Genomic DNA, 17,455 nt, shown 5'->3' with positions numbered 1-17,455 from the left:
TCGACGAACGCGGCACCGAACAGCTCGGCCAGGGACTCGTCCCACTCGTCCGGCACGACGCCACGCACGTCATACGCCTTGACGATGTTCGAAAGATCTGCGGCCACTGCCTGCCCTCCTGAAGGTCCTGTGCGGTTCAGCAAAACCTACCCTGAACCAGGGGCAGCGCTTGAGACCGCCGGAGCGTCAGGAATCGGGCGATCTCAGGACGCGCAGGTGTCCACGACGGGTCTCGCCGGTGGACGGGCCGCCCTGGCCGGGGCCGCCGGCCTCGGCGGTGCGTCCCGGCGGCCGGGCGGCTTCGCGCACGGCGTTGGCGAGGGCTTCGAGGTCGTCACCGCTGGGGCGGGACGGCCCGGAGCCGTCGGACAGGCGCACGACGTCCCAGCCCCGCGGGGCGGTCAGGCGCTCCGAGTGCTCGGCGCACAGGTCGTAGCAGTGGGGTTCGGCGTAGGTGGCGAGCGGGCCGAGAACTGCGGTCGAATCGGCGTAGACGTACGTCAGTGTCGCGACGGCAGGGCGGCCGCACGCGGTGCGCGAACAGCGACGTACAAGGCTCACGACGTTGGACGGTACCGCACTCTTGACCGGGCCGCGACGACTCCACCGCCGCTCACTCCCCCGTGTCGTGCTCGGGGCTACCCTGCGGGGGTGACCGACACCCCTCTTCCGCCCTGCCCCGCCGAGCCTCCCGCAGGGGCCGGAACCGAGCCCCGCCCGCGTCGGCGGGACCGGCACGGGCGGGGGATGCGCGGTCCGGTGGCCCCTCCTCAGGTGCCGCTGGCGGCGAGCCGGTCGGAGCTGTTCGGGGATCTCGTACGGGATTCCGTGGAGCGGCTGGAGCGGCGCTGGCCGCAGCTGGCCGAGGTGGAGTTCCTGATCGGTGACGTGCCGGGGCCGCCGGGCGGTCCGGACGGCGGCTGGAACGACGAGGCGGTGCCGCTGGGCGCGGTGTCGGAGTCGCGCGAGGGGCGGCCCGCCCGGATCGTGGTCTTCCGGCGGCCGGTGGAGATCCGCGCCAAGACGCGGGACGAGAGGGCGATGCTGGTCCACGAGATCGTGGTGGAGCAGGTGGCGGAACTGCTGGGGCTCTCGCCGGAGACGGTGGACCCCCGGTACGGCCAGGACTGAGCCGGCCGTCGCGTACCGGGGGTGCTGCGTCATCCGGTCGTCATGCGGTCCTCATCTGGTCAGGACGGAGAGGTCCTGGGCGGCCTTGGGGACCGAGACCGTGGAGCGGTCGTCCGAGAGCCCCTGGACGGTGAACATCGCGATGCCCTCGTGCGGGAGGGACAGGGTGCGGGACGCGTGGACCGGGCCGCCCGAGACGGTCTCGACGGTGAGGGCGTAGGAGCCCTTGCCGCCCGCCGGAGCCAGGACGAGCGTCTGCGTGGTGCCCGCCTTGACATCGACGTCCTTGGAAGCCGCCTCGCCGCCACCCGTGCCCGGCGAGACGGTGACCTTGACCTTCGCGTCGGCTCCCGGGGCGGTCAGGGACAGCACGGTGGTGTTCTCCTCGGGCCGGTTGTCGGCCACGGTCGCGCGTGATCCGACCGGTCCGGTGGCGGGGATGAAGCCGATCTCCTGCTTGGCGCCGCTGCCGCGGACCACCCGTAGTGCCGCGACGACGGGGGCGGACTTCTTGGGGTCGGACGGGGTCAGCAGCAGCGAGCCGGCCTCGCCGCGGGTCAGGTCCTTGAGGTCCGCGGACGCCGTCATACCGGCTTTGACGTGCAGTTGCTCGTTGCCCGCCGGGCTGATCGAGCCGCCGGGTGCGGCCAGGCGCAGCTTCAGGTCCGCGTCCTCCTCGCCCGGTACGAAGACGACCAGTTTCACGGCGGCGGCGTCCGCCGGGATGCCCGGCAGTACGAGCGAGCCGGCCGGGTCGACGGAGGCCGGCAGCCAGTCGGCGCCCACCCCCTCCTCGCCGACCTGCACCGATGCGCCCACCCGGCCGGCGCGCGTGGTCACGTGGGCGGTGGCGTCCGCGAGCTGGGCTCCCGGGACCAGGGTGGACAGCAGGACGGTCTTGGTGGACTTGGGGTCCACCCGGATGCTCTCGCTGGTGCCCGCGTCGGGCTTGGCCGGACCGTCCGGGCCGAACACCTTGATGTCGACGATGGCCGCGGCGTCGTCGGGGTTGGTGAGGTGGACGTAGTCCTCGCGCCCCTTGACCGTGCTCACCGCGGGGAACCAGAAGTCGGTGCCGGGGGCGGTGCAGCCGACGCCGAGCACGCCGCGGGTCCGGCCGACCGAGACCTTGGTGGTCAGCTGCGCGGTCCAGCCGGGGGCGAGGGCCCCGTCGGCGCTGCCGGTGAGGGCGGGTGCGTCGGCGCCGCTGGCGGTGGCCCCGACGGGCTTGCCCGCCTCCTTGGGTTCCAGCACCGGCTTGGCGTCCTTGGTCGCGCCGAGCAGCCGGGCCGAGCCCTTGCCCTCGCCGGCGGCCGCGCCGGGGGTGAAGGACGTGTACGTGGTCTCGGCGATGTCCGAGGAGCTGGGCCCCGGGCACACCAGCAGGGACCGTTCCACCGGCATCCGGGCGGCGGCCGGCTTGCCGTCGGCGGCCTTCCCGTCGGCTGCGGGCGCGGTCAGGGCTGCGACGCCGGTGAGGGCGGCCAGGGCCGCGGTCACCGCCGCCAGCGTCAGGGGTGCGCGCTGCTTCACTGCTGGGGGCTCCCGTCCGGACGCTGGTCGTGCGGTGCGTGGGGGTATGGGGGTTCGTACGGCTGGTACGGCTCGTACGGGTAGGTGTACTGCTGCTGGTCCGGGTCCTGGACCGGCTGGTGCCGGGGCTGCTGCGGGTACGGGTCCTCGTAGGCCTGACCGCCCTGCCCGCCCTGACCGCCCTGCTGCTCGTACTGCGGGTACTGGTCGTACGGGGCCTGCTGCTGCGGCTCGTACGCGTAGCCGCCCTGGTCGCCGTACGCCTGGTACGCGTAGCCGTCGTCGCCGTACGACGGCTGCGCCGGGATCTGCGCGTACGGGTCGGCGACCGCCGCGGTCTCCACCGGTACGGGGGCCGGTTCGGCTTCCGCGCGCAACCGGCGGGCGCGGCGGCCCTCGCCGGTCTCGCCCGGGCCGGGCCCGTCCGGGAGCGCGGCCTCCTCCTCCGGCAGGTCGTCGTCGAGTTCCGCGCGGCGGCCGGGCAGGGCCATCACCAGCAGGACCAGGGCGAGGAGGCCCTGGGCCCAGTACCAGGCGGTCCGCAGCAGCGGGTCCTCGTGGACGAGGTCGAGGCGGCCGCCGTCGGCGGGCAGTTCGAAGCCCTGCGCCCAGCCGTCGAGGGTCTTGGACTTGAGGGGCTTGCCGTCGAGGGTGGCCCGCCAGCCTTCGTCGGCCCGGTCGGCGATGCGCAGCACGCGGCCCGCGTCACCGGCGGGGATCTTGCTGTGGACCTCGACGGGTCCGGCGGCGACCGGGATCGGGGCCTCGCCCTGCTTGCCGGAGACGACGACCGCGCGCGGCAGCCAGGGTTCGACGCCCCACAGGGCGGTGCCGTCCTGCTGGTGACGACGGCTGAGGCCCGGGGTGGCGTCGAGGATGCGGCGGATCTCCTCGGGGCCGCCGGGGCGGAACATCACGAAGCGGATGGCGTAGGCGCTGAGCTGGCTCGACTGGTCGGCTCCGGAGCCGGCGACGAGGTTGGAGACGACCTTGTCGAGTCGGGTGTCCGCGCCGGTGCGGGCGGTGACGTCCGCGTCGCCGATGCGGCCTCCGGAGCCGCGGACGAGGCTGTAGGAGACGGTCGCGGGCGGGGCGAGGTCGAGGATCAGGGTGCGGGTCTGGTTGTCGTCGTCGCCCGCGTCCGCGACGAAGGCCGGGACCTGTACGGGGTCGCGGCGCTGCAGCGGGCCGTCGGCGCCGGCGAACATCCAGGTGGCGGCGGCGACCAGGGGTCCCGCGGCGGCGGCCAGGGCGATGAGGGCCGCCAGCGGCTGGCGCCAGCCGAAGCTGCGGGCGGCGACGCGTTCCCTGGCCCCGTCGGCGCCGAGCACGGCGGCCGCGAGCAGGGCGAGCCCGTAGACGAGGGTGGCGGGGCCGGCCCAGGCGGTGCGGTTGAGGACGACGGCGAGGAGCAGTCCGGCCAGGGCGGCGGCCCAGGCGGTGCGGACGGCGAAGGAGCGGTCGGTGCGCAGCAGGGCGGCCAGGGCGGCCAGGACGATGCCGATGAGCACCGCTCCGGCGCCGGTGCCGGGGCCGCCGGGGCTGATCGTGAGCAGGCCCAGGGCATCGGCGGAGCCGGCTCCGAAGGGCAGTCCGGCCTCCTGCAGGAGGCGGCCGGGGTGGGTGAACAACCCCAGTGACCAGGGGGCGAGCACGACGAGCGGGACGGCGAGGGTGGCGAGCAGCCGCAGGCCGTACGCCTTCCAGTGCGCGCGGCGCAGCACCAGCGCGGCGGTTCCGAGGACGGCGGCCAGCGGCCATACGACGGGGGTGAAGGCGGTGGTGAGGGTGAGCAGCAGCGTGTACGTCCACACCGCGCGCCGGCCGCCCCGCCGGTCGGTGGCCTGCGCACCGTCGGCGAGGTCGAAGGCGGCGACGGCGGCGCGGGCGAGGAGGGGGAGCAGGACGGCGAGGGCGGCGGTGCCGAGGCGGCCGCCGGCGAGGGCTCCGGTCACGGCCGGGAGGAAGGCGTAGGCGATGGCCGCCCAGGCGCGCAGCAGCCGGGATTCGACGAGCGGCCGGGAGGCGAAGTAGGCGGTGAGGCCGGCGAGCGGGACGGATCCGACGAGGAGCAGGGTCAGGGCGGCCTGGGTGGATCCGAACAGCAGGGTGGCGAGGGTGCCGAGGACGGCGAGGTAGGGCGGTGCGGAGGCGGTGGAGCCGGTGCCGACGGCGTGCCAGCCGTCGGTGTAGGCGCCCCAGAGCTCGGAGCCGCTGCCGGGGGCGGGCAGCAGGGCGCCGCCCATGAGGGAGCCGCCGCTGATCAGGGCGCGGCAGGCGGCGAGGGAGACGACGGCCAGGAGGGCGAGGAGGAGGGGCGCGGGGTTGCGGGCGAGCCGCTTGAGGCGGGCGAAGCGCTCGGTCTCCAGCAGGTAGTCGCCGTCCTCGCGGGGGGCGTCGAGGACGCTGCCGCCGCCGTGTCGGCCCGCGGGGGCGGTGGCGGTGTCGCGGTCGCCGCCGAAGTAGCCGGCGAGCTGTTCCGCGTTGGCCCGCAGGGAGGCTCCCGGCGGGGGGAAGAGCGGGCGCAGTTCGGCGGCGGGGACGGCGGGGCGGCGGCGGGCCTTGCGGGCGGCGAGGAGCCGGCCGGGGCGGAGCAGGGTGGCGAGGAGGCCGGTGAGTTCGTCTACGGCCTGGCCGGGGGCCTTGCCGATGAGGTAGGCGAGGGTGCGCAGCACGGTGCCGAACAGGACGCGCAGCAGGACGTACGGCAGGGCGCGGCCGGAACTGTTGGCGAGGATCGTGTAGACGGCGCCGGCCTTGTCGACGCGGTGCGGGCCGGCCGCGGTGCGTCCGGCGCAGTCGACGGTGCGGCGTTCGCGGGCGGCGGCCTCGGCGTGCCGCAGGACGGCGTCGGGGGCGACGAGGACGGTGTGGCCGGCGCTCTGGGCGCGCCAGCACAGGTCGACGTCGTCGCGCATCAGGGGCAGCCGCCGGTCGAAGCCGCCGAGCTCGTCGTAGACGTCGCGGCGGACCAGCATGCCGGCGGTGGAGACGGAGAGGACGGGGCGGACCTGGTCGTGCTGGCCCTGGTCCTGTTCCCGACGGTCGAGGCCGGTCCAGCGGCGGCCGCTGCGGGCGATGGTGACGCCGGCTTCGAGGAGCTGCTTCTTGTCGTACCAGCCGCGCAGTTTGGGGCCGATGACGGCGGCGTCGGGGTTGTCCTCGGCGACGCGGAGCAGTTCGGTGAGGGCGTCGGGTTCGGGGGCGCTGTCGTCGTGCAGGAGCCAGAGCCACTGGACGGGTTCGCCGTGGGGGAGGTCGGGTAGGTCGTACGTGTCGTCGCGCCAGGTGCGGCTGACGGGGTCCCAGCCGCTGGGGCGCTTGAGGTACGGGAGGTCCTCGGGGGTCAGGGTGCCCGCGGAGCGTGCGGATTCGTCGACCGCGGTGCCGAAGCCGGTGCGGCGGGCGAGGTGCAGGACGCGGTCGTCGCCGAGGGCTTCGGTGAGCAGGCGCGCGGAGTCGTCGGAGCTGCCGGTGTCGGCGGCGACGTGGTTCTGCGCGGGGCGTTCCTGGCCGAGGAGGCCGGCGAGTGTCCGGGGCAGCCAGCGGGCGCCGTCATGGGCGACGAGGACCGCGGTGACGACGTGCCGGGGGAACTCGGGTGTGGCTGGGGCCTGGTAGGAGGCCGTCGACTGGCTGTGCAGGGACATCGCGGTACGGGCCCTCCGGCCGGGGGTCCGGGGGTGGTGTGCCCTCGGAGGCTGCTGGACAGCGCCCCACCCTAACGGCTGCCACGACAGCGGTCCGCCTCCTGCGGGGAAGGTGCAGGAGGCGGACCGTGTGCCGTGCTGTGCGTCGCGCTCGTCGTCCCGTTCGGCGCGTTGATCGTCATGCGTCGAACTGCGCTCTGTCGTACGTGCTGTGGTGCGTTCGATATGGAGTGCGATGTGTGGTGGGTGCCTGACCAGTGGTGCGTCGGCCGTTTCAGACCGCTGCCTTTTTCAGGCGGCGGCGTTCCCGCTCGGACAGACCGCCCCAGATGCCGAATCGCTCGTCGTTGGCGAGGGCGTACTCAAGGCATTCGGAGCGGACTTCGCAGGCGAGGCAGACCTTCTTGGCCTCGCGGGTGGAGCCGCCCTTCTCGGGAAAGAAGGACTCGGGGTCGGTCTGGGCGCACAGAGCGCGCTCCTGCCACCCGAGCTCTTCGTCCGCCTCCTCGACCAGCAGTTCCTGAAACAGCTCGGTCATGTGCGCCCCTCGCTCTGTCTGTGCGTCCCCGTGACGATGTCGTCACTGATTGCTACGTAACGACACGAGTGAAATTACAAGTGCGTGGCTCCGGGGCAGTCAAGCCGAGATCTGCTATTGGGCCCCTTATTCACTCTGCGGAACCAAGCCTATGCAGAAAGTGTTCATATCGCCAAAAATCGTGACACATGCCACCGGCGTCACAGGGTGCCGCCTTTACCCGTATTCCACGTGCCACCTCCGAACGGGGTTGCGATCCGGCGGGAGAAGCGGCGCAGATCACATTCAGGTCACGGAAGTCGGGATCTGGTTTGAGAGCCGACACAGCGCCACATCCCCTGCCGCACACTGCACAAACCTTTCTCCGGGTGCAGCAACCGGATGAGGTGAAACTTTTACACCAAACCGGACATTGGGTTGACAGTCAGGCCCCCGAGCCGTTCTCCTTGTTTGCATGTCAGCGCCCGCAGCCACCACCCGGACCCCCATTCGTGGGTTCCTGTGCGCTGCCCAGGTTCGCTGTTGCTGTTGCAGCTGTTGATGCTCGCGGAGCCCCGGCTCCCCAGAGCTCCGGCCCGCCCCCGCAGCAACCGCCAGCACTACTGACATCCGTCGAGGTACCCCCCACGATGAACAGCACGAACAGCACCACCCCCGTCGCTCCCGCCGCTCCCGTCGCTTCCGCCACGGTCGAGAGCGACCTCCAGATCGCCGGCGACATCCTCGCCGTCCAGCACCTCCTGCAGCCCGCCCGCGAACACCCGGCCACCGTCGCCGAGTTCGCCGGGCTCGCCCGCTCCATCGCCGAGGACCGCGCCTCCTGGGAGCACCTGGTCGAGTACGACGCCACCACCCGCTGGTACCACCGGCTGCGCACCGGCCCCGGTTACGAGGTCTGGCTGCTCAGCTGGGTCCCCGGCCAGGGCAGCGGCCTCCACGACCACGGCGCCTCCTCCGGTGTCATGACCGTCCTGGAGGGCGAGCTCACCGAGCACACCCCCCGCGGCCGCACCGCCCACCGCCCGGGCACCCAGCGCGTCTTCGCCCCCGGCTACGCCCACGAGGTCATCAACGACACCCTCGACGGCGCGGTCAGCCTGCACGTCTACTTCCCCGGTCTGACCGAGATGCCGATGCACAGCTGCTCCCCGGCCGAATCCGCGTCCGTCCCCGCCTGACGTCGACCGGCCTGCCACTCCCACCCGCCGCCCGACCACCACCCCTCGACGACAGCCTCCGGCTGACAGTCCCACCCGCCGCCCGACCACCACCCCTCGACGACAGCCTCCGGCTGACAGACTGTCTGCATGCGCATTGTTGTTCTGGCCGGCGGTATAGGCGGCGCCCGGTTCCTGTCCGGACTCAAGTCGGCAGTGCCCGACGCGGACATCACGGTCATCGGCAACACCGGTGACGACATTCACCTCTTCGGGCTCAAGGTCTGCCCCGACCTGGACACGGTGATGTACACCCTCGGCGGTGGCATCAACGAGGACCAGGGCTGGGGTCGCACCGACGAGTCCTTCACCGTCAAGGAGGAACTCGCGGCGTACGGGGTCGGGCCCACCTGGTTCGGCCTCGGCGACCGCGACTTCGCCACGCACATCGTGCGTACGCAGATGCTCGGCGCGGGCTACCCGCTGAGCGCCGTCACCGAGGCCCTCTGCGACCGCTGGCAGCCCGGCGTCCGGCTGCTGCCTATGTCCGACGACCGGGTCGAGACCCACGTCGCGATCACCGAGGCCGGCACCGGCGAGCGCCGCGTCATCCACTTCCAGGAGTACTGGGTCCGGCTGCGCGCCTCGGTGGACGCCGAAGCCGTCGTACCCGTGGGCGCCGAGCAGGCCAAGCCCGCCCCGGGCGTACTGGAGGCCATCGCCGCCGCCGACGTGATCATCTTCCCGCCGTCGAACCCCGTGGTCTCGGTCGGCACGATCCTCGCCGTCCCCGGCATCCGGGACGCCGTGGCCTCCGCCTCGGCGCCCGTCGTGGGCCTCTCCCCCATCGTCGGTGGCGCGCCCGTGCGCGGGATGGCCGACAAAGTGCTCGCCGCGGTCGGCGTCGAGTCCACCGCCGCCGCGGTCGCCCTGCACTACGGGACCGGGCTGCTGGACGGCTGGCTCGTGGACACCTCGGACGCGGACGCCGTCGCCGAGGTCGAGGCCGCCGGGATCACCTGCCGCGCGGTGCCGCTGATGATGACCGATGTGGAGGCCACCGCGGAGATGGCCCGCGCCGCGCTGGAGCTGGCGGAGGCCTCCCGGTGACGCGTGCGCCCGCGTACGAGGTGCGGGCCGTCGACGGGATCCCGGAGGTCAGGCCGGGCGACGACCTGGCGAAGCTGATCACGACGGCCGCCCCCGACCTGCGCGACGGGGACGTCCTGCTGGTCACCTCGAAGATCGTCTCCAAGGCCGAGGGCCGGATCGTGGAGGCCGACTCGCGCGAGGCCGCGATAGACGCCGAGACCGTACGGGTCGTCGCGCGCCGGGGTCCGCTGCGGATCGTCGAGAACCGGCAGGGCCTGGTGATGGCCGCGGCCGGCGTGGACGCCTCCAACACCGCCCCCGGCACGGTGCTGCTCCTCCCCGAGGACCCGGACGGCTCGGCCGCCGCGATCCGCGCCGGCGTGCGCGACACCCTGTCCGTGGACGTGGGCGTGGTCGTGACGGACACCTCCGGGCGGCCGTGGCGCAACGGGCTGACGGACGTGGCGATCGGCTCGGCCGGTGTGCGGGTCCTGGACGACCTGCGCGGCGGCACGGACGCGCACGGCAATCCGCTGAGCGCCACGGTGGTGGCGACCGCGGACGAGCTGGCAGCCGCCGGTGACCTGGTCAAGGGCAAGGCGGCCGGGCTGCCGGTGGCCGTCGTGCGCGGGCTGGCGCACGTCCTGGGCGAGGGCTCCTCGGCCCGCGACCTGGTGCGCCCGTCGGCCGACGACATGTTCCGGCTGGGGACCTCGGAGGCGGTACGGGAAGCCGTGACGCAGCGCCGTACGGTACGGGCCTTCACGGCGGAGCCGGTGGACCCGGGCGCGGTGCGGCGGGCGGTGGCGGCGGCCGTGACGGCCCCGGCCCCCCACCACACGACGCCGTGGCGGTTCGTCCTGCTGGAGTCCGAAGCCTCCCGGGTGCGGCTGCTCGACGCGATGCGGGACGCGTGGATCGCGGACCTGCGCTCCGACGGCAAGTCCGAGGAGTCCGTGGCGAAGCGGGTGCGGCGCGGGGAGGTGCTGCGGGCGGCCCCGTACCTGGTGGTGCCGTGTCTGGTGACGGACGGCGCGCACCACTACGGGCACGCCCGGCGGGACACGGCGGAGCGGGAGATGTTCGTGGTCGCGATGGGCGCGGGCGTACAGAACCTGCTGGTCGCGCTGGCCGGGGAGCGGCTGGGGTCGGCGTGGGTGTCCTCGACGATGTTCTGCCGGGACGTGGTGCGGGAGGTGCTGGAGCTGCCGCAGGAGTGGGACCCGATGGGAACGGTGGCCGTGGGGCACCCGGCGGCGGTCCCGGCGGAGCGGCCGGCGCGGTCCGCGGCGGACTTCATCCAGGTGCGGTGACGCCTGCGGCGGGCCCGCCGGGCCGCCCATGCCCTGCTGGGCCCGGTCCGCGGCCGCCGTCCGGGCGCCGGGCGGTCCCGGCCCCTCGCCGCCACCGTGCCCGCCAGCCCGCGCCGGCCGGGGTGTCCGGCCCGCGGGCCGGCGGGGGCGCCTGACGGCAGGGCTCAGAAGCGGCCGATGTCGCCGCGCGGCATGCGGGGCGCGCGGCGGGGCGGGGTGCGGCCCGCGAGGAGGACGAGGCGGGCCGCGCGGTGGCGCTGTCCTACGTACGGAGCGAGGAGCTCCAGCATGGCGGCGTCGTCTGCGTCGCGGTCGCCCGCGAGGGCGTAGCCGACGATGCCGGGCAGGTGGAGGTCGCCGGTGGTGATCGCGTCGGGGTGGCCGTTGCTGCGCTGGAGGGTCTCGGCGGAGGTCCACGGGCCGATGCCGGGTACGGCCTCCAGCCTCCGTACGGCCTCGGGCAGGTCCATCGCGGCCGCTTCCTCCAGGCGGTTCGCCACGCGGGCCGCCCGCACGATCGTGGCGGAACGCTTGGCGTCGACCCCGGCCCGGTGCCAGTCCCAGGAGGGGACCACGGCCCAGGTGCGCGGCGCGGGCACGACGTACAGGTCCGGTCCGCCGGCCGGGCCCGGGGCGGGCTCGCCGTACTGCCGGACCAGGCGGCGCCAGGCGCGGTAGGCCTCGTCGGCGGTGACCTTCTGCTCCAGGACCGTGGGGATCAGGGATTCGAGGACCAGGCCGGTGCGGGTGAGGCGCAGGCCCGGACGGCGGCGGTGGCTGGCGTGCACGAGGCGGTGGCGGGGCACGAAGGCGGCGGGGTCGTCGCCCGCCCCGAGGAGTGCGGGCAGTTGCTCGAGGAACCAGTCGGCGCCGGGGCCCCAGGCCTCGGCGTGCACCTGTTCACCCGCGCGGGACACGCGGAGGGTGGCCGGGCCCTGCGGGGTGCGGCCGGTGCGCCAGAGCGAGCCGTCGGGGGTGGTGCGGAAGGTGGGGTCGGCGGGGCCGCGGCGGAGCGGGCCGAGGGTGAGGCCGAGGTCTACGGGGCCGTCGGGGATCCAGTGGCGTTCCCGGGCCCCGGAGCCGGCGGCGGCGCCCCGGCCCGCGGGTACGTCGGTGCGGCCGCCGCGGACCGCGGCGCGGGTGAGGGGATCGAAGCGGCCGGCCATGTGTCGAGCGTAGCCCGGCCCGGCCGCGTCTCCCCCGGAGCTCCGCCCCGAACGCCGGCGCGGCCGATAGACCGGGGCTCCGCCCCGGACCCCGCGCGGAGCGCCGTAGGGGGTGTGGGGCCGAGCCCCGGCAACGGCGCCGCGCCCAGGAACCCTGCGGACCGTCGGAGGCTACGGGCGGCCCTGGAGCTTCGCCGAGGCCGTGCGGGCGGCGCCGAGCTTGCCGTAGAGCTTCGTGCCCGGGCACTGGGTGGCGAAGCCGTCCCGGTGGCCGGAGATGACGTTCATCGACACGCTCCTGCCCTTGGGGTAGCGGTTGCCCCCGCCCGACGTCAGGTTGGTCTTCGCGCGCGGGTCCCGGCCGAAGAGGCCGAGCTTCCAGGCCGTGAGGCGGGCGACCGAGTTGACCACCGCCGCCGGCGGGGTCGTGGAGGTGAAGGTGCCCAGCACCGCGACGCCCATGCTGTTGGTGTTGAAGCCCATGGTGTGCGCGCCGAGGACCGCCTTGGAGACGCCGCCCGCGCGGCCCTCGTAGACCGTGCCGCACTTGTCGACGGCGAAGTTGTAGCCGAAGTCCCGCCAGCCGTTGCTGATCACGTGGTAGCGGTACAGGCTGCGCAGGACCGCGGGGGCGTCCTTGCAGGCGTAGTTGTTGCCGGAGGCGCTGTGGTGGACGAAGGCCGCCTTGACCGTGCTGGTGTAGACGAAGCCGGGCTCGCGCAGGCTCTCGTTCGCGCCCCAGCCCTTGCGGGTGACGATCCGCGGGCGCGGGCCGATGTACGGGGCGGCCGCCGCGGCCAGTTCGCCGTCGCTCGCGAAGATCGCGTCGGCGGTGGAGTCGGCCTTGTCGAGTGCGGTGATCTCGTTCGCGCCGAGCGAGGCGTGCGGGACGTTCGCCGCGGAGGACTCCGCCGTCTCCATCGTCATGGCGGGCACCGCCACCTCGCCCTTGCCGTCGCCGGGGCCGGTGTTCTTGCCGTCGGAGCCCGTGGCGGGGGGTTCCGCGCCCGGGTCGACGAGCTCAATCCGCATGCCCGTGGGCAGTCGGGAGGGGGCGCGGGTGGTCGGGGCGCCGGATTCGGCCTGGACGCGGATCTCCACGGCGTCGGACTCGCCCACCCACAGCGGGGCGGTGGCGCCGCGGATCGGGCGCGCGCCGCGTTCCGCCGCGTCGGGGTCGGCGGCGTGCTCGCCGTTGTGGGTTTCCACGTCCTGCCAGTCCGACCAGGTGGCGGTCCGGGTGGAGCGGGTCCGCACCTGGACCCGGCCGTGCAGTTCGGTGGCCGCGTCGTCCCAGACCACGCCGACCAGCGAGAACGTCTTCACCTCGCGTGCGGTCAGGCCCTGCGTCTCGGGGCGGCCCGGGGAGGCGCTCGTTCCGGGGACTCCGGGCGCCCGCGTCGCCGAGGGTCCCAGCGGGACGAGCGGCAGCGATTGGGTGGACCCGGCGGGGGTTGCGGGGGCGGTCTCGGCCAGGGCGGGGGTGGGCAGCGCGAGGGGCAGGGTCAGTACGGCGGCCGTCGCGACGCCGATCGAGGAAGCAAGGAATCCACGCATGAAAAGGATGGTGAGCACGCGGATCGCCGGGCGCCATCCGAGAACTGACGCCCCGTCCGGCCCGCCGCGGATACCCCTACCCCGTACGGAGGAGCCGACGGCCCCCGTACGAGGGACGGGCCCGCGTACGCTGTGCCGGGTGAACGCCACTGACCGCACCCCTGCCGACCTGCTGCGATCCGCGCTCGCCGCCGATCCGGGCCGCCCGCTCGTCACCTTCTACGACGATGCCACCGGCGAACGCGTCGAATTGTCCGTCGCGACCTTCGCCAATTGGGTGGCCAAGACCGCCAATCTGCTCCAGGGCGACCTGGGGGCCGAGCCCGGGGACCGGCTCGCGCTGATGCTCCCGGCGCACTGGCAGAGCGCCGTGTGGCTGCTCGCCTGCGCCTCCGTGGGGGTCGTCGTCGAGGTGGGCGGGGACCCGGCCGGTGCGGACCTCGTCGTCAGCGGGCCGGACACCCTGGAGGAGGCCCTGGCGTGCGGCGGTGAGCGGGTCGCGCTCGCGCTGCGGCCGCTCGGCGGACGGTTCCCGCAGCCGCCGGCCGGGTTCGCCGACTACGCGGTGGAGGTGCCGGGGCAGGGAGACCGCTTCGCGCCCTTCGTGCCGGTGGATCCCGATGGCCCGGCGCTGGTCGTCGGCGGCGAGGAGCTCACGCACACGGCGCTGGTGGCCCGCGCCCGCGAGGACGCGGCGAAGCTCGGCCTCGGCGAGGGCTCGCGGGTGCTGACCGGGCTCGGCTACGACACCTGGGACGGGCTCTCGGCCGGACTCTACGCCGCGCTGGCCGCGGGCGGGTCCGTGGTGCTGTGCCGGAACCTGGACCGACTCCCGGCGGACGGGCTGGCGCAGCGCAGCGAGAGCGAGCGCGTCACCCACACCGTCTGATCGCCGCCCGGAGGCCCGTCGCCCACACTGGTGGAGGGCAGGTGCGGGCGATTTGTCACCCGAACGGCCCTTGACGAGCCCCTGCCCCCGGGCTGCTCCGGCGCCCCGGGGGCAGCATCGGCAGTGGCCGTGCTCACCCTTACGGCCGACGGCCCGCAGTCGTAGCGGCGAGGGGACGGACGCCAGTGACGGACAGCGCAGGCATACCGGGCGGCACCGACGCGGCCGGGGGTGCGGGGCGGCCCCCGCGCAGCCGCGGGCGTCGGCGCCGGCTGCTGCGCTGGGTCGGCCTCGGGATGGCCTTCCTGGTCCTGGCGGGTACGGCCACCGGCTGGTGGCTCTACAACAAGCTCGACGGGAACATCACCGAGGACACCTCGGCCGCGGCCGAACTGAGGCGCTACGAGCGCGAGCGCCCGGCCCACCTGGCCACCGGGGCCCAGAACATCCTGCTGATCGGCTCGGACTCGCGCTCCGGCCGGAACAACGCCGGGTACGGGCGGGACAAGGGCACCGAGCGCTCGGACACCACGATCCTGCTGCACTTGCCGCAGGACCGCAGGAGCGCGACCGCCGTGTCGATACCCCGGGACCTGATGACGGACATCCCCTCGTGCCGGCAGGTGGACGGGAGCCGCACCGTCGAACGGTTCGCGCAGTTCAACTGGGCGTTCCAGTGGGGCGGGGCCGCCTGCACGATCCGTACCGTTGAGAAGCTGACCGGGATCCGTGTCGACCATCACATGGTGATCGACTTCAGTGGGTTCAAGAAGATGGTCGACGCCATCGGCGGGGTGGAGGTCTGCCTCAAGGAGCCGGTGGACGATGCCGAGGCCAAGCTGCGGCTGGCCGCCGGACGCCAGACCCTGCGGGGCGAGCAGGCGCTGGGATACGTCCGCGCCCGCCACAGCCTGGGCAACGGCAGTGACACCGAACGGATGGACCGGCAGCAGCAGTTCCTCGGTTCGCTCGTCAAGAAGGTGCAGAGCAACGGGGTGCTGCTGAATCCGGCGCGGCTGTACCCGCTGTTGGACGCGGCGACCTCCTCGGTGACCACGGACCCGGCACTGGCCTCGCTGCGTGGCCTGTACGAACTCGTGCGGGGCATGCGGGACATACCGACCGATCAGGTCAAGTTCCTGACGGTGCCCCGCAAGCCGTACTCGCCCGACCCGAACCGGGACGAGCTGGTCGAGCCCGATGCGGCGCGGCTGTTCCAACAGCTGCGGACGGACAAGCCGGTCACGGTCGCCCCGCCGCAGCCCACCCCGACCGCACGTCCGGCGGAGGCCGCGGGGTCGGACACGGGGGCCGGTTCGAACACGGACTCCACCGACGAGGGAACCATCACACCTCAGGCACCCGTCCCTACCTTTACGGGAACCACTGCGGGCAACGCCGACTGCCGGTAAAGCAATCCCAAAAGCCGGTGACCGAACCGAGTGGGATGGGCGGTTCGCCCCGTTATAAGGTGAGTGGAATTTGTCACCAGCATGGTTTGCCGCCGAACAGGGCGGATAAGGTGAGCGATCCGGTGCCCGGCCGGATCAGAAACGGGCACCAGCAGCCGGATCGTTGACCGTGCGCCTGGGGGAGGCGCGTCGCGAGGCACCGACGGAGGATTCGAGCAACCGTGGATGCGCAAAGCCGTGGACGGGCGGACGAGATCGACCCCGCCGACCAGTGGGTGCTCAATCCCCGCACCGGCAACTACGAACTGCGACTGGCCGACTCCGCCGCGCAAGCGCGGCCCAAGGTCACCGCACCCCGCAGATCACCGTCTGCTCCCCCAACCCCCACCACCCCCTCCCCCGGGGTGCCGAGGCCGCGTCGCGGCGACCCGCCCCCCGGCGGCGGTCGGCGCGGCGGGCGCTCGCGCAAGGGCGCGGGCGGCGGCGGCGGTGGACGCCGCAAGAAGGGGCTGGCCATCACCGGCGGAGTGGTGGCGTTCCTGCTGGTCGGCGGTGCCGTGGCGGGGTACCTCTACTACGACCACCTGAACGGCAACCTCAGCGTCACCGATGTGGCGGGCGCGGGCACCGGCGGTTTCAAGAAGGACCAGCCCATCAACATCCTGGTCATCGGAACCGACAAGCGCACCGGCGCGGGCAACGAGAACTACGGGGACAAGGACAGCGTCGGCCACGCCGACACCACGATCCTGTTCCACGTCTCCAAGGACCGGACCAACGCGACCGCGCTCTCCATCCCCCGCGACCTGATCGCCAACATCCCGGCCTGCCCGACGAAACAGCCGGACGGATCGACGAAGACGATCGCACCCACCAAGGGCACCCGCTTCAACACCAGCCTGGGCCAGGAGGGGCGCGACGCGGGCTGCACGATGCGCACGGTCAAGGAACTCACCGGCATCGAGGTCGACCACTTCATGATGGCCGACTTCAACGCCGTCAAGACGCTGAGCACGGCGGTCGGCGGAGTACCGGTGTGCCTGGACAAGGCCGTCAACGACGAGGAGGGTTCCCACCTCAAGTTGGACGCCGGCGAACACCGGCTGGAGGGCGAACAGGCCCTCGCCTTCGTCCGCACCCGGCACGGCTTCGGCAACAACAGCGACCTCGACCGGATCAGGATCCAGCAGCAGTTCCTGGGTTCCATGATGCGTGAGATGAAGTCGAAGGAGACGCTGACCAGCCCCAAGAAGTTCCTCTCCCTCGCGGAGGCCGCCACCAAGTCCCTCGGCGTGGACTCGGGGATCGGGTCCATCGGCAAACTCACCGATCTGGCGGGCGAGTTGAAGGGCATCGACACGAAGAACATCACCTTCACCACCCTGCCGGTGCTCGACAACCCGGCCGAACCGGTGGGCAAGAAGGCGACCGTCGTCGTCGACCACGCCCTGGCCGACCCGCTGTTGCAGATGATCCGGGGGGACGTCTCGCTCACGGAGGTCGAGAAGAAGGAGCAGGCCGCCAAGGAGGCGGCCGACGCGGACGCGAAGGCCAAGCAGGACGCCCAGCTCCAGGGCACCCGCGCGGCTGCTGCGGACGTACGGGTGAGCATCTACAACGGCGGCGGCCCGAAGGGCTCCGCCTCCACCACGCTGAACTGGCTGCAGAACAGCAAAGGCGTGCAGAAGTCCAGCAACGTCGGCAACGCGCCCGAGAAGGTCGGCGCCACGCAGCTGGAGTACGCCCCCAACCAGGCCGACCAGGCCCGGGCGTTGGCGGACATCATGGGCCTGCCCGCGACCGCGCTGAAGGTGGGGACGGCGGACGCTTCGGCGAAGACCCCGATGAAGCTGACGCTGGGTCCGGACTTCCAGCAGCCGGGCGCCCCGCTGGCGGCCCCGGTACCCCAGCAGCTGCCCGAGGACGTGCAGCGGGCGCAGGCCGACAAGGCGATCTGCGCCAAGTAACAGGACTCGGCCGGTGACACCGGCGCTCTGTTGACCAAGAAGGATCTTGA

Annotated in this window: 13 protein-coding genes; 7 read left to right on the top strand and 6 right to left on the bottom strand. The window is 73.4% G+C overall.

The features are described from left to right. Nucleotides 1–186: 186 nt before the first annotated feature. Entirely contained in the window at nucleotides 187–561 is a 375-nt protein-coding gene (locus ACIQK6_RS35910; protein ID WP_266595834.1) for a DUF3499 domain-containing protein, read from the bottom strand. Between the two features lie 90 nt (nucleotides 562–651). Between ACIQK6_RS35910 and ACIQK6_RS35905 the strand changes: the two genes are divergently transcribed. After that, on the top strand, nucleotides 652–1,131 hold the full coding sequence (locus tag ACIQK6_RS35905) for a metallopeptidase family protein (RefSeq protein ID WP_402696712.1): 480 nt from the start codon (nucleotides 652–654) through the stop codon (nucleotides 1,129–1,131). A gap of 51 nt (nucleotides 1,132–1,182) precedes the next feature. On the opposite strand, the gene ACIQK6_RS35900 is transcribed toward ACIQK6_RS35905, so the two are convergent. From ACIQK6_RS35900 to ACIQK6_RS35890, 3 genes are all read right to left on the bottom strand, one after another. After that, on the bottom strand, nucleotides 1,183–2,664 hold the full coding sequence (locus ACIQK6_RS35900; protein WP_402696710.1) for a DUF5719 family protein: 1,482 nt from the start codon (nucleotides 2,662–2,664) through the stop codon (nucleotides 1,183–1,185). Beyond that, nucleotides 2,661–6,314: a glycosyltransferase family 2 protein gene (locus ACIQK6_RS35895; protein WP_329101415.1), complete on the bottom strand. Its 3,654-nt coding sequence runs from the start codon at nucleotides 6,312–6,314 to the stop codon at nucleotides 2,661–2,663. The genes ACIQK6_RS35900 and ACIQK6_RS35895 overlap by 4 nt, the downstream gene beginning before the upstream one ends. A 274-nt stretch (nucleotides 6,315–6,588) precedes the next feature. Beyond that, nucleotides 6,589–6,852 carry a WhiB family transcriptional regulator gene (locus tag ACIQK6_RS35890; protein ID WP_003983763.1) on the bottom strand — a complete coding sequence of 88 codons (264 nt, stop codon included), beginning with the start codon at nucleotides 6,850–6,852 and terminating at the stop codon, nucleotides 6,589–6,591. Nucleotides 6,853–7,481: 629 nt separating this feature from the next. Here ACIQK6_RS35890 and ACIQK6_RS35885 point away from each other — a divergent pair. The 3 genes from ACIQK6_RS35885 to ACIQK6_RS35875 all read left to right on the top strand — a co-directional run bounded on the left by ACIQK6_RS35885 (nucleotide 7,482) and on the right by ACIQK6_RS35875 (nucleotide 10,414). After that, nucleotides 7,482–8,030 carry a cysteine dioxygenase family protein gene (locus tag ACIQK6_RS35885; protein ID WP_329101413.1) on the top strand — a complete coding sequence of 183 codons (549 nt, stop codon included), beginning with the start codon at nucleotides 7,482–7,484 and terminating at the stop codon, nucleotides 8,028–8,030. A gap of 129 nt (nucleotides 8,031–8,159) precedes the next feature. Continuing rightward, on the top strand, nucleotides 8,160–9,119 hold the full coding sequence (gene cofD / locus ACIQK6_RS35880) for a 2-phospho-L-lactate transferase (RefSeq protein ID WP_329101411.1): 960 nt from the start codon (nucleotides 8,160–8,162) through the stop codon (nucleotides 9,117–9,119). Continuing rightward, entirely contained in the window at nucleotides 9,116–10,414 is a 1,299-nt protein-coding gene (locus ACIQK6_RS35875; protein WP_402696707.1) for a coenzyme F420-0:L-glutamate ligase, read from the top strand. Before cofD ends, ACIQK6_RS35875 begins: the two co-directional genes overlap by 4 nt. A gap of 164 nt (nucleotides 10,415–10,578) precedes the next feature. Here ACIQK6_RS35875 and ACIQK6_RS35870 read toward each other — a convergent pair whose 3' ends face one another. Together ACIQK6_RS35870 and ACIQK6_RS35865 are read right to left on the bottom strand one after the other, a co-directional pair. Continuing rightward, nucleotides 10,579–11,580, bottom strand: a complete 1,002-nt coding sequence (locus ACIQK6_RS35870) for a DNA-3-methyladenine glycosylase family protein (RefSeq protein WP_402696705.1) — start codon at nucleotides 11,578–11,580, stop codon at nucleotides 10,579–10,581. 171 nt (nucleotides 11,581–11,751) lie between these two features. After that, entirely contained in the window at nucleotides 11,752–13,137 is a 1,386-nt protein-coding gene (locus tag ACIQK6_RS35865; RefSeq protein WP_329101404.1) for a peptidoglycan recognition protein, read from the bottom strand. Nucleotides 13,138–13,276: 139 nt separating this feature from the next. On the opposite strand from ACIQK6_RS35865, the gene ACIQK6_RS35860 reads away from it, so the two are divergent. The 3 genes from ACIQK6_RS35860 (at nucleotide 13,277) to ACIQK6_RS35850 (ending at nucleotide 17,405) form a co-directional block, all read left to right on the top strand. After that, nucleotides 13,277–14,026: a TIGR03089 family protein gene (locus ACIQK6_RS35860; protein ID WP_329101402.1), complete on the top strand. Its 750-nt coding sequence runs from the start codon at nucleotides 13,277–13,279 to the stop codon at nucleotides 14,024–14,026. Between the two features lie 185 nt (nucleotides 14,027–14,211). After that, nucleotides 14,212–15,438, top strand: a complete 1,227-nt coding sequence (locus ACIQK6_RS35855; protein ID WP_402696703.1) for an LCP family protein — start codon at nucleotides 14,212–14,214, stop codon at nucleotides 15,436–15,438. Nucleotides 15,439–15,659: 221 nt separating this feature from the next. Beyond that, a complete protein-coding gene (locus ACIQK6_RS35850) occupies nucleotides 15,660–17,405 on the top strand; it encodes an LCP family protein (RefSeq protein ID WP_329101400.1) in 1,746 nt (581 codons plus the stop codon). The last annotated feature ends 50 nt before the right edge of the window (nucleotides 17,406–17,455 follow it).

The organism is Streptomyces sp. NPDC091682, from assembly GCF_044756625.1.
Taxonomy (GTDB): Bacteria; Actinomycetota; Actinomycetes; order Streptomycetales; family Streptomycetaceae; genus Streptomyces.
This window is presented reverse-complemented; position numbering and strand designations above follow the sequence as displayed.

What these genes read in the sequence shown, in the direction of transcription:
- ACIQK6_RS35895 (WP_329101415.1), bottom strand. Translation starts at nt 6,314, where the DNA reads ATGTCCCTGCACAGCCAGTCGACGGCCTCCTACCAGGCCCCAGCCACA.
- ACIQK6_RS35890 (WP_003983763.1), bottom strand. Translation starts at nt 6,852, where the DNA reads ATGACCGAGCTGTTTCAGGAACTGCTGGTCGAGGAGGCGGACGAAGAG.
- ACIQK6_RS35885 (WP_329101413.1), top strand. Translation starts at nt 7,482, where the DNA reads ATGAACAGCACGAACAGCACCACCCCCGTCGCTCCCGCCGCTCCCGTC.
- cofD (WP_329101411.1), top strand. Translation starts at nt 8,160, where the DNA reads ATGCGCATTGTTGTTCTGGCCGGCGGTATAGGCGGCGCCCGGTTCCTG.
- ACIQK6_RS35870 (WP_402696705.1), bottom strand. Translation starts at nt 11,580, where the DNA reads ATGGCCGGCCGCTTCGATCCCCTCACCCGCGCCGCGGTCCGCGGCGGC.
- ACIQK6_RS35865 (WP_329101404.1), bottom strand. Translation starts at nt 13,137, where the DNA reads ATGCGTGGATTCCTTGCTTCCTCGATCGGCGTCGCGACGGCCGCCGTA.